This window comes from Rothia halotolerans, assembly GCF_004136635.1.
Taxonomy (GTDB): domain Bacteria; phylum Actinomycetota; class Actinomycetes; order Actinomycetales; family Micrococcaceae; genus Rothia; species Rothia halotolerans.
On sequence record NZ_NOIU01000004.1, the window covers coordinates 179433 to 191071 of the forward strand.

Below are 11639 nucleotides of genomic sequence, written 5' to 3' on the forward strand. Positions count from 1 at the left end.
AGGATACATGGCGTATTCGGATGAGGCCGTGGCCTTCTCCACGCTCCCCGTGGGACATCAGGTGCGGTTGGAGGACCGCGTATCGTTCCTGTACATCGAGTACTGCGCTGTACGGCAGGACCGCACCGGCGTCGTCGCCATCGGGGAGGACGACGCCGCGGAGAAGGTGGTGCGGCGTCGTGTGCAGATGCCCGTGGCGGGGATATCGGTTCTCATTCTGGGGCCGGGGACGAGCATCACCCAGCCTGCGATTACGTCCTGCACTCGGTCGGGGGTCACGGTGCTGTTCGCAGGTGGAGGCGGGGTGCCGGCCTACGCCCATGCGACGCCGTTGACCTCTTCGGCGCGGTGGGCCATCGCCCAGGCTCGCCTTGTCGCTCAGGAGAAGCACCAGAGGATCGCGGCGATGGTGTTCTACAAGAAGCAGCTGGGCATGGAGCATATGCCCGGCGGCTCTATCGCGACCATGCGCGGCCTCGAAGGGCGGGCGATGAGGAACCTATACCGGGAGATGTCCAAGAAACACAAGGTGGAGAAGTTCAAGCGCAACACCGATTCCGATGACCCGGTGAACATCGCTCTGAACATCACGAACTCCATCCTGTACGGGTGTGCTGCATCCGCCTGTGCGGCCATCGGGATCAATCCGGCACTGGGCATCATCCACCGGGGGAATGCGCGATCGCTGCTCTACGACCTGGCGGACCTCTATAAGCCGACTATCAGCATTCCGATCGCCTTCGCCGCCTCGAAGGAGGACGATGTGCCTACTACGGTTCGGAAGGCTGTACGGGCCGAACTGGTCCGACAGGGGGTCCTCAAAGGAATGCTCGCTGCGCTCATGGAGGTCCTTACCCCTTATCTGCCGGCGCGTGATGACGACAGGTTGGTGGCGGATACCGAGGATGAAGCCATTGGGCATACCCAATACGGAAAGGAGGAGTAGGAATCATGTTCGTCGTCGTATCGGCCAGCGCGATCCCGGAGCATCTGCATGGATATCTGAGCCGTTTTCTGTCCGAGGTGTCCACAGGGCTGTACGTCGGAAATCTCTCGCCCGGGGTTCGCGATCATCTCTGGGGACGGTGCGATGAAGCTGTGAAGGAAGGGGCTGTGACGATGATCTGCGGAGCTCCGAAGCACGAGCAGGGATTTGAGCTTCGGACCTCGGGACCGCAGCGTCGTCCCATCGTGGAGCTGGACGGGGTGCAGCTGGCGACGACCGCCGCACCGAAAGATGCCCAAAATCGGCCGACGAGCCGATAAAATGCCTAGTCAGTTGGTCTCTTCCCCGTACGCACGGGGGTATTTCCTTTTTCTGCTGCTTCTCCAAGTGGATATTGATCTCTTCCCCGTACGCACGGGGGTATTTCCGTGGAAGCCGTCCCGAAGTCCGGGGCGACCATCTCTTCCCCGTACGCACGGGGGTATTTCCCGAAGGAGCTCACCCAGTGAACATCTCCTGCACTCTTCCCCGTACGCACGGGGGTATTTCCGGGGGCCTTTTTGAATATGGTGGGGATCAGAACTCTTCCCCGTACGCACGGGGGTATTTCCGATTACCACGAAGGGATGATCCGCCACGCCTGCTCTTCCCCGTACGCACGGGGGTATTTCCGCCGAGTGGACCAAGCACAACATGTGGAGTGGCTCTTCCCCGTACGCACGGGGGTATTTCCCTGAGCTCCGGATCGGCGACCAGGTTGCCGATCTCTTCCCCGTACGCACGGGGGTATTTCCTCGGTGGTCGCGAAATTGTTGCCGAGCTCCACCTCTTCCCCGTACGCACGGGGGTATTTCCTTACCCTGGTCGTCCTTCACGCGCAGGTCCGGCTCTTCCCCGTACGCACGGGGGTATTTCCCGGCGACCCTCTGTTTAAGGGTCACAGCGCCCCTCTTCCCCGTACGCACGGGGGTATTTCCCGATCTCCCACCGGAGACCACCATTGAGACCACTCTTCCCCGTACGCACGGGGGTATTTCCATGGTTCAGCCCTCCTTCACGGTGAGCTCGGTCTCTTCCCCGTACGCACGGGGGTATTTCCTCATGGCAGCAACCACCAAGACCCGCAAGAACCTCTTCCCCGTACGCACGGGGGTATTTCCCAGTCCCCCTCGCCACTGTTCCGCGGCGTGTACTCTTCCCCGTACGCACGGGGGTATTTCCATCGAGCAGACCATGACCCACAAGTAGACATGCTCTTCCCCGTACGCACGGGGGTATTTCCGTCATCGTCAAGGGCAAGGTCATCAAGATCCTCTCTTCCCCGTACGCACGGGGGTATTTCCGATATCAAGGGCGTGCTGAGCCAGGCCGGGCGCTCTTCCCCGTACGCACGGGGGTATTTCCGACGAAGGAATAAGCGCTCATGATCCACGGAACTCTTCCCCGTACGCACGGGGGTATTTCCTGATCGAGCAGTGGGAAGCCACCCATGCCGGCCTCTTCCCCGTACGCACGGGGGTATTTCCATCCGGGCCGGGAAGTCCTCGGTGCTGATCGCCTCTTCCCCGTACGCACGGGGGTATTTCCCGCGGAGAAGCGTCTGGCGCGGATCCAGTCCGCTCTTCCCCGTACGCACGGGGGTATTTCCAGGAGTCTAAATGGATGAGCTGACCGCGATCACTCTTCCCCGTACGCACGGGGGTATTTCCCCCATCCCAAAACCGGCCATGCTGCTGTGGGGCTCTTCCCCGTACGCACGGGGGTATTTCCGAGTTCGTGGTCTCCAAGGCGGCCCGGCGGAACTCTTCCCCGTACGCACGGGGGTATTTCCGAGTTCCCGCGGCTGCGGTTCCGCACGGTGATCTCTTCCCCGTACGCACGGGGGTATTTCCGGTAAGAGCACCGTTCGGTACACCACGGTCCGCTCTTCCCCGTACGCACGGGGGTATTTCCAGCAAGGCGTCCGGTTACAACTGGATCCGCTGCTCTTCCCCGTACGCACGGGGGTATTTCCCTCGGCGGGAGCGCGACCGGCTTCCAGTGGCACTCTTCCCCGTACGCACGGGGGTATTTCCGATCTCGGGCCCCTGCGCACGATGATCGAGGACTCTTCCCCGTACGCACGGGGGTATTTCCGTCGCAAGGATCCTCGGATACCGCGACGCCGCCTCTTCCCCGTACGCACGGGGGTATTTCCGTGCTCTCCGGCATGGCCGCCTCCGCCGAAGACTCTTCCCCGTACGCACGGGGGTATTTCCTTGAGGTCCTTGGGGGCGGGGATGGAGATCTTCTCTTCCCCGTACGCACGGGGGTATTTCCCTGCGCATGACCCAGGAGCAGCAGAAGGTCGACTCTTCCCCGTACGCACGGGGGTATTTCCGCGTTATTACCGCTGTCGTCCTTGTACGCAGTCTCTTCCCCGTACGCACGGGGGTATTTCCCGAACCATCCATGCCAGGCGCCGGAGGCGTCCCTCTTCCCCGTACGCACGGGGGTATTTCCTGCTCGGCAGCCTGGATCAGTTCCCTGGGCATCTCTTCCCCGTACGCACGGGGGTATTTCCCGGGTCGGGCAGGTCGCCGAGGTCAACGTCGGCTCTTCCCCGTACGCACGGGGGTATTTCCTGCTCGGCAGCCTGGATCAGTTCCCTGGGCATCTCTTCCCCGTACGCACGGGGGTATTTCCCGGGTCGGGCAGGTCGCCGAGGTCAACGTCGGCTCTTCCCCGTACGCACGGGGGTATTTCACCTGGTGAAGGAGCAGTGGGACAAACTTAAAGCTCTTCCCCGTACGCACGGGGGTATTTCCACGTGCAGCCGTGCTGCGTCCGGGTGCTGCCTCTCTTCCCCGTACGCACGGGGGTATTTCCCTGGACCCCCGCGATCTGCTGATCCGCGATCCCTCTTCCCCGTACGCACGGGGGTATTTCCAGCATCGGCTGGTTCATGGCGGTTCCTTTCTGCTCTTCCCCGTACGCACGGGGGTATTTCCCACCGACCGGCGGTACAAGGGCTTCCGCCCGACTCTTCCCCGTACGCACGGGGGTATTTCCTCCTTCGTCCCGGGGCGCAGGCCCATCTGAGCCTCTTCCCCGTACGCACGGGGGTATTTCCGTGCACTCGGCGATGCGGGTGATGACACGCTTCTCTTCCCCGTACGCACGGGGGTATTTCCCACCGACCTGCCCACCATCCGCAACCAGCAAACTCTTCCCCGTACGCACGGGGGTATTTCCGGAGACAGCCTGCTCGACGGGGAGCATGTAGGCTCTTCCCCGTACGCACGGGGGTATTTCCTTCTCCTGCAGGTCCGGCCGCAGGTAATGGCCCTCTTCCCCGTACGCACGGGGGTATTTCCCTCTGGGTGCGGGCCTCGGATTCCAAGGTGCACTCTTCCCCGTACGCACGGGGGTATTTCCGAACGCGCTCCACGTCGTTGGCCGAGACGATCCTCTTCCCCGTACGCACGGGGGTATTTCCGAAAGCGTGGAGATCGTTCAGGAGGGCAAGGCCTCTTCCCCGTACGCACGGGGGTATTTCCCGTGGGTGGAGACGATGTTGCGGCTGTCCAGGCTCTTCCCCGTACGCACGGGGATATTTCCGAGGACGTCACGGTCTGGGGCGGCGTGAAGGTCTCTTCCCCGTACGCACGGGGGTATTTCCGCGGAACGCGGAATCCCTCGCGTTGGACATGGCTCTTCCCCGTACGCACGGGGGTATTTCCTGGCCACGCGCTGCTGAGCGCAGCTCACGCGTCTCTTCCCCGTACGCACGGGGGTATTTCCAGCCACTTGCCGGATATCTTGATCGTGCGATCCTCTTCCCCGTACGCACGGGGGTATTTCTCACGACCGAGCCGCGGACGGCCTCGATGACGCCTCTTCCCCGTACGCACGGGGGTATTTCCCTGCCGGCGGCGTGCGGGGAGTTCTCGGACCGCTCTTCCCCGTACGCACGGGGGTATTTCCCTCCTTCACCCCAGAGGCCGTGATCGTGCAGGCTCTTCCCCGTACGCACGGGGGTATTTCCACGTTGTGCCGGCGGTTCGAGTTCGAGGCCTTCTCTTCCCCGTACGCACGGGGGTATTTCCGACGGCATGACCGTGGCCTGCTCCCGGGAGGCCTCTTCCCCGTACACATGGGGTATTTCCGTCCACGCGAAGCGGCACATCGTCCGCCTGGACTCTTCCCCGTACGCACGTGGTTATTTCGGGGGACTGGTCAGTCTGCCACGGCCCGTTCACCTCTTCCCCGTTTGTGGGATCATGGCCGGTGTTGCTCTGAATCCCGGGCCTTCTCTGCCTACGCGGGGATATTTCTAAGTACGAGGTACTTCATAATCCCTGTGCAGCATTCTTTCTGCGCCCATACAGTCGAATTCTGGGTATCTACTTCATCGCCTTTCGGTTCCCTGGCCCCTTGTATTATGATGAGGAGCGTAAGCGTAATTACCCCACTGATCGACCTCACATCTGCTATCGCCAGATCACTTTCAGTCGGGACGGAAATCCTTCCATGTTCCAGGGGTGCGCTGTCTCTAGCCGCTAAGCAGCCGTCCCGCCTTCACTCCCGCGTGAACGCCAGCGACACGTTCTGACCCCCGAACCCGAAGGAGTTGCTCAGCACGGCCCCCTGCGGGAGATTCCGCCGCTGCGTCGCGACGTCGAGCCCCACCTCAGCGTCGACGCCGGCCGTGGCGAGGTTCCGGGTGGGCGGGACGACGTCGTGCCGCACGCTGAGGATCGCGAGCACCGCCTCGATCGCGCCGGCCGCCCCGAAGAGGTGCCCGAGCGCGGCCTTGGGCGCGGTCGCCGTGATGGGACCGAAGACCTCGTGGATCGCCCGGGCCTCGGCAACGTCGCCCACCGGCGTCCCCGTGGCGTGGGCGTTGACGTGCCCGAACTCCTCGGGTGAGAGCTCCGTCTGGGCCAGCGCCTTGCGCATGGCCGAGACCTGCCCGCGGCCGTCCGGGGCGGGCGCGGTGATGTGGTGCGCGTCGGAGCTGACACCGGCGCCGGCCAGCGTCGCGTAGGGCCGGGTGCCCCGGGCCGCGGCGTGCTCGGCGCTCTCCAGGATCACGACGGCGGCGCCCTCGCCGAGGACGAATCCGGTGCGGTCCGCCGCGAACGGCCGCGAGGCCTCGGCCGGGTCCCCGGTGCTGCGCGCCAGCGCCCGCGTCTGGGCGAAGCCGGCGACGGTGATCGGCGTGATGGCCGCCTCCGTCCCGCCCGCGATGACGACGTCGGCCTCTCCCGCCCGGATGAGCCGCGCGCCGAGGGCAAGCGCCTCGGCGCCGGAGGAGCAGGCCGAGACCGGGGTATAGGAGCCGGCCCGCGCGTCGTAGCGGATGCTGATGTGGGCCGCGCTCGCGTTCGGCATCAGCATCGGGACCGTGCGGGGCGAGACGCGGCGGGCTCCGGAGGCCTCCAGGACGTCGTCCTCGTGCAGAAGGCTGCGGACGCCGCCGATGCCCGTCCCCACCGCCACGGCGAGGCGCTCGGGGTCGGCGGCGGGGGCGCCGGCATCCGCCCAGGCCTCCGCCGCGGCGGCCAGCGCCGCCTGCTGGGAGCGGTCGAGCCGCTTGGCCTCCACGGGCTTCAGCAGGCCGGCCGGGTCGAGCGCCATCGTCCCCGCGACCGTATCCGAGGCCCCCTCTCCCTCGGGGAAGGAGAGGGGGCGGACCCCCGACTTCCCGGCCAGGAGCGCCTCCCACGTGGTGGCGGCGTCGCCTCCCAGGGGCGTGACCGCCCCGATGCCCGTGACCACTGCCTTGCTGCCCAGTCCCATTCTCATCCCCGTTCTTGTATGCCATACAACTCTGCGTCGTTTTGTATGCTATACAATCGGAGCGTGAAACAGAAGCCTGGCGAGCAGCGCGCAGCCCCCGAGCCGGTCCTGGATCGCGGGCGCACCACCCGGCGGCGCATCATGGAGGCCGCCGCCCGCCTGTGCGTGGAGCGGCCGGGGCGGGAGCTGAGCGTAGCGGAGATCGCCCGCGCGGCCGGCGTCTTCCCGAACCAGATCACCTACTACTTCGGCTCCAAGGACTCGCTGCTCGTGCACGCGGCCTTCCTCGCGCTGCTCCACGACACCCGGCGCATCGAGAGAATGGGGGCCGGGGCGCCTGACGCCGAGGCTTTCCGGCGGCGGATCGCGCGCGGGGTGCTCTCCCTCTCCTCGCTGCCCCCGGTCGCCCGGGCGCTCGCGGCAGGCATCTCGCGGGCGGAGCTCGCCCCCGTGGTGGACACGCACGTGCATCTGCTGTTCCGCCAGTCCGAGCGGTACCTCCGGCGGCTGCTCGAGAGCCGCGGGTGGATCCTCGACCGGTCCCTCGAGCTGGAGGTGAAGACCTTCTGGAGCGCCGCCCTCGGAGCCGCGCTGCTCTCCCGGGCCGGCGTGCAGGGCACTGGGGCCGACGTCGATCTGGCGGGGACGCTGACCGTTCGCGACGGAAGCTGAACGGCCGGGATGGCGACTGGCTGTCTGGGGTTGGCGCTGACTGTCCGCGATGGATGCTGACAGATCGGGGCGTACGCCGGCCGTCCGCGATGGAAGCTGGCGGGTCGCGACGGACGCTGCCAGGTCGGGGCTGACGCAGCCCCCGTGACGAGGCGGGACTCTTCTGGCGCTAGTGACCGGCGCGATTTTGTGACATAGACTACAGAAACTCGGCATCCAGCGTTGTATGCCGGACGACAAGGAGGTCACCCATGTCCGATAACCGCGCCGTCGCCTATCAGGGTCCCGGCAGGGTCGAGGTCATCGACACCAGCTACCCCACCTTCGAGCTCAAGGACGGTCCGGGAGTCCATCCCGCCAACGTGGGGCGCAAGCTTCCCCATGCGGCCATCCTCAAGGTGGTCACCACCAACATCTGCGGCTCCGACCAGCACATGGTCCGGGGCCGCACGACTGCTCCCGAGGGACTCGTCCTCGGCCACGAGATCACCGGCGAGGTGGTCGAGACCGGCCCCGGTGTCGAGTTCATCCAGAAGGGCGACATCGTCTCCGTCCCCTTCAACATCTCCTGCGGGCGCTGTGTCAACTGCAAGAAGCAGCGCACGGAGATCTGCCTGAACGTCAACCCGGACCGGCCGGGCAGCGCCTACGGCTACGTGGACATGGGCGGGTGGGTCGGCGGCCAGGCCGAGTACGCGCTGGTGCCCTACGCCGACTGGAACCTCCTGAAGTTCCCCGACCGGGACCAGGCCCTGGAGAAGATCCTGGACCTGACGATGCTCTCGGACATCTTCCCCACGGGCTTCCACGGCGCCGTGACCGCCGGTGTCGGGCCGGGCTCCTCGGTCTACGTCGCCGGCGCCGGGCCGGTGGGCACCGCGGCGGCGGTCGGCGCCCAGCTGCTGGGCGCTGCCGTGGTCATCGTGGCGGACATGAACGCGGACCGGCTCGCCAACGCCCGGAAGTTCGGGTGCGAGACGATCGACGTGTCCGAGGAGGACCCCCGCGAGGGCATCGCCCGGATCCTCGGACGCGAGGAGGTCGACGCCGGCATCGACGCCGTGGGATTCGAGGCCAAGGCCCACGGGCACGACGCCCCGGAGGCCCCTGCGGCCGTGCTCAACACGCTCATGGACATCACGGAGGCCGGCGGCGCGCTCGGGATCCCCGGCCTGTACGTCACGGAGGATCCCGGCGGTGTCGACGCGGCGGCTCAGCGGGGCTCGCTCTCGCTGCGCCTCGGTCTCGGCTGGGCCAAGGCGCTGTCCTTCAGCACCGGCCAGTGCCCGGTCATGAAGTACAACCGGCAGCTCATGGAGGCCATCCTGAGCGAGAAGGTGCACATCGCCGACGCCGTCCACGCGACCCCCATCTCCCTGGACGACGCTCCCCGCGGCTACGCCGAGTTCGACGCCGGCGTGGCCGAGAAGTTCGTCATCGACCCGCACAACACCACGGGGAAGGTCGGCTGAGCCGATCCCGCCTGCGCGCGGGCCCGGAAGGGAGGGGCGCCGACGCCGCAGCGGCTGATCGACGCCCCTCCTGCTGTCCCGGGCTGGGCGGCCACCGGGCCGCCGAGATCCCACGTCCCATCGCGTCCGAGTTCCCTCCGGGGCGCGGACGCCTCACTTCCCGCCGAAGTCCTCCAGGATCTTCTCCGCCAGGGCGTCGGCGGACTGCGGGTTCTGCCCGGTGTACAGGGCGCCGTCGCCCACCACGAAGGGGCGCAGCGGCAGCTTCCCCTTCTCGTAGGCGACGCCGGCCTCCTCCAGGGCGTCCTGGAGGTACCACTTGGCCTTCCAACCGAAGGCGTTCAGCCGCTCCTCGACGTTGGACAGGCCGGTCATCCGCCTCCCCGCGAAGGGGTTCGCGCCGTCCTCACCCTGCGCGGCCAGGATGGCCACGGGCGCGTGGCAGAGCAGGGCCAGCGGCCGCCCCGAGGCCAGGCGCCGGGTGAGCAGGGCTCCGGAGACCGGGTCGAAGGCGAGGTCCTCCATGGGGCCGTGCCCGCCGGGGTAGAAGACCAGGTCGTACTCGGCCTCGTCCACCTCGTCCAGGGGGACGGGGCGGTCCAGGGCGTCCTGGATCGAGTCGATGTAGGCGCGGATCTCCTTGCGTCGCTTGGGCAGCCCGCCGGCGACCCCGAGGCTGAGCTCGTCCAGGGTCGGGGCGACGCCGCCCGGCGTCGAGATCGTGATCTCCCAGCCGGCCTCGGCGAAGAGGCGGTGGGGCTCGGCGAGCTCCTCGGCCCAGTAGCCTGTGGGATGGACGCTTCCGTCCTTGAGCGTCCAGCCGTTCGCGGCGGTGACGACGAACAGTGCCTTGGTCATGGCCTGCCCCTTCCGTGAGGTTCGTTCCTCACACTGTGCGGAGGCGGTTCCCGTCTCCGTCGTGGTCCACTAATGTATTCACTGTAAACTTTAGAGCGAGGAGCCTCCATGTCAACGGCCGATTCCCCCCGAGCGCACCACCACGGCAACCTGCGCGCCGCGCTCATCGACGCCGGGATCGGGATGCTGGAGGCCGGAGCCCCCTTCTCGCTGAGGGCCGTGGCGCGGGAGGTCGGGGTCTCGCAGACCGCGCCGTACCGTCACTTCCCCGACAAGCAGCGCCTCGAGGCGGCCATGGCGACGCGGGGGTTCCGCGACCTCCAGTCCCGGCTCGAGGTCGTCATCGGGCGTCAGGGAGGCAGCCGCACACCCTTGGCCGATCTGGCCCTGGCGTACGTCCGGTACGCCGTCGGCTCCCCGGCGCTCTACCGGCTGATGTTCGGCCAGCCGTGCGGGGACGACGACGAGCGGCTGAGCGCCTCGGCGGAGGTCTTCGGCCTGATCGAGCAGGTGGTCGCCAGCGGCTACCCCGGCGCCGACCCCCACGGCCTGGCCACCGCGGGGTGGGCGCTGGCGCACGGCCTGGCCTCGCTGCACCTGGACGGCAAGCTGCTCGGCACCGGCGACGCCGGGCTCGACGCCCGGGTCCGGGGTGCCTTCGCCGCCCTCCTCGCCGCCGGGCAGTCTGCCTCGTCGTCGAGCTGACCGCCGCTCGCGTCTGCCCTGAATCCGTCATGGGACCGTCTGAAGGCGGATCCCACCCCGCTGTTGACGCTGTCAACTTCGCAGGTTTACACTGAACACATCAAGCAGTGAACGATGAGGGGAAGTGCCGATCATGACGCAGAACCAGACCCCGGCTCAGACCTCGCCCCAGGCCCCGGCCTCGTCCCGGACCGTGGACGTGACCCTGGGCGAGCGGACCGTCAGCGTCCCGCGGGGCGGCCTCTTCGACCGCTACCGCATGCAGGCCGACCTGGACGAGGTGGCCCGGGACCCGCGCGTGGAGAGCGTGGACTTCTTCCGGGACCAGCCCAAGACGGAGGTCCGGTCCCGGGTCGGCCCCACCTTCATCCCGAACTTCTACTACGCGATGTCGAATGCGCGGCTGACCCTGCTGGCGCCGACCAAGGCCCTGCGCGCCCGCCTGCCCCGGCAGCTGGATCCCCTGGAGATCACCCCGGGCCTCGGCCTGGCCTCGCTGATGCTCTTCCGGTACGACGTCGCCGACATCGACTTCTACACCGAGGCCGCGGTGGGCATCGCCGTGCGGCCCCCGCGCCACGGCCGTCTCGGCGCCGTGGACACCCTGGCCGCGCTGAAGAACGGCCACCTCGACTCCTACGTGCTCTCCCTGCCGGTGAACACCGAGATCGCCCAGGTCCGCGGCCATGACGGCTACGGCTTCCCCAAGTGGGTGACGGACATCGACGTCGAGATCGACTCCCGCGGCGTCCACGGCCGCATCGCCGACGACGCCGGCGGCACCGACCTCGAGCTCAGCGCCCCGACGCCGGCCCAGAAGCGGCGCCGCAGCGGCAGCGCGGTCTCCTCGCTCACCTCCTACACCCGCTTCGACGGCGGCTGGCACTCGACCTTCAACCAGACCAACGCGCTGGCCTCCGGCTCCGCGGCGCTGCCCCGCGGCGTCGAGCTGACGCTGGGGGAGGGCAGGGTCTCGGAGGACCTCCGCTCGCTGAAGCCCATCCGCCACCTCACCTTCGACGTCATGACCTCCGGGCAGGCCGCCCTGCACATGCCGACCGTGATCTCGATCGACTGATCCCGCTGGTCCGCCCGGACCCGCCCGGGCCGCCCCGCAGGCCGCCGGATGGCACGATCCCGACGGGCCGCCGCACCGCTCGGACCCCCCGCCAGGAGGGCCCCGGCCTTTTCCGAAACCCCAC

At 67.4% G+C, this 11639-nt stretch carries 8 protein-coding genes and 1 CRISPR repeat array; of the genes, 6 read left to right on the forward strand and 2 right to left on the reverse strand.

The window, feature by feature from the left end; all coding sequences use genetic code 11:
- Positions 1-7: 7 nt before the first annotated feature.
- Entirely contained in the window at positions 8-946 is a 939-nt protein-coding gene (cas1e, locus tag EWV39_RS12015; RefSeq protein ID WP_129660553.1) for a type I-E CRISPR-associated endonuclease Cas1e, read from the forward strand.
- A gap of 5 nt (positions 947-951) precedes the next feature.
- A complete protein-coding gene (cas2e, locus tag EWV39_RS12020; RefSeq protein WP_129660557.1) occupies positions 952-1266 on the forward strand; it encodes a type I-E CRISPR-associated endoribonuclease Cas2e in 315 nt (104 codons plus the stop codon).
- An 18-nt stretch (positions 1267-1284) separates the two neighbouring features.
- A CRISPR array of direct repeats spans positions 1285-5034; the repeat unit is 29 nt; unit sequence CTCTTCCCCGTACGCACGGGGGTATTTCC.
- Between the two features lie 472 nt (positions 5035-5506).
- On the opposite strand, the gene EWV39_RS12025 is transcribed toward cas2e, so the two are convergent.
- On the reverse strand, positions 5507-6736 hold the full coding sequence (locus EWV39_RS12025; RefSeq protein WP_238148330.1) for a beta-ketoacyl-[acyl-carrier-protein] synthase family protein: 1230 nt from the start codon (positions 6734-6736) through the stop codon (positions 5507-5509).
- A 57-nt stretch (positions 6737-6793) separates the two neighbouring features.
- On the opposite strand from EWV39_RS12025, the gene EWV39_RS12030 reads away from it, so the two are divergent.
- Entirely contained in the window at positions 6794-7402 is a 609-nt protein-coding gene (locus EWV39_RS12030) for a TetR/AcrR family transcriptional regulator (RefSeq protein WP_238148331.1), read from the forward strand.
- Between the two features lie 251 nt (positions 7403-7653).
- A complete protein-coding gene (gene fdhA / locus EWV39_RS12035) occupies positions 7654-8874 on the forward strand; it encodes a formaldehyde dehydrogenase, glutathione-independent (RefSeq protein ID WP_129660563.1) in 1221 nt (406 codons plus the stop codon).
- Positions 8875-9027: 153 nt separating this feature from the next.
- Here fdhA and EWV39_RS12040 read toward each other — a convergent pair whose 3' ends face one another.
- A complete protein-coding gene (locus EWV39_RS12040; RefSeq protein WP_129660566.1) occupies positions 9028-9732 on the reverse strand; it encodes a type 1 glutamine amidotransferase domain-containing protein in 705 nt (234 codons plus the stop codon).
- A 108-nt stretch (positions 9733-9840) separates the two neighbouring features.
- On the opposite strand from EWV39_RS12040, the gene EWV39_RS12045 reads away from it, so the two are divergent.
- The gene (locus EWV39_RS12045) at positions 9841-10437 is read left to right on the forward strand and encodes a TetR/AcrR family transcriptional regulator (protein ID WP_129660571.1); all 597 of its coding nucleotides are present in this window, start codon (positions 9841-9843) and stop codon (positions 10435-10437) included.
- Positions 10438-10570: 133 nt separating this feature from the next.
- On the forward strand, positions 10571-11515 hold the full coding sequence (locus EWV39_RS12050; protein WP_129660574.1) for an acetoacetate decarboxylase family protein: 945 nt from the start codon (positions 10571-10573) through the stop codon (positions 11513-11515).
- Positions 11516-11639: the final 124 nt, after the last annotated feature.

Coding starts and splice junctions, on each gene's coding strand:
- EWV39_RS12040 (WP_129660566.1), bottom strand. CDS start 9,732: ATGACCAAGGCACTGTTCGTCGTCACCGCCGCGAACGGCTGGACGCTC.
- fdhA (WP_129660563.1), top strand. CDS start 7,654: ATGTCCGATAACCGCGCCGTCGCCTATCAGGGTCCCGGCAGGGTCGAG.
- cas1e (WP_129660553.1), top strand. CDS start 8: ATGGCGTATTCGGATGAGGCCGTGGCCTTCTCCACGCTCCCCGTGGGA.
- EWV39_RS12050 (WP_129660574.1), top strand. CDS start 10,571: ATGACGCAGAACCAGACCCCGGCTCAGACCTCGCCCCAGGCCCCGGCC.
- cas2e (WP_129660557.1), top strand. CDS start 952: ATGTTCGTCGTCGTATCGGCCAGCGCGATCCCGGAGCATCTGCATGGA.
- EWV39_RS12045 (WP_129660571.1), top strand. CDS start 9,841: ATGTCAACGGCCGATTCCCCCCGAGCGCACCACCACGGCAACCTGCGC.
- EWV39_RS12025 (WP_238148330.1), bottom strand. CDS start 6,736: ATGAGAATGGGACTGGGCAGCAAGGCAGTGGTCACGGGCATCGGGGCG.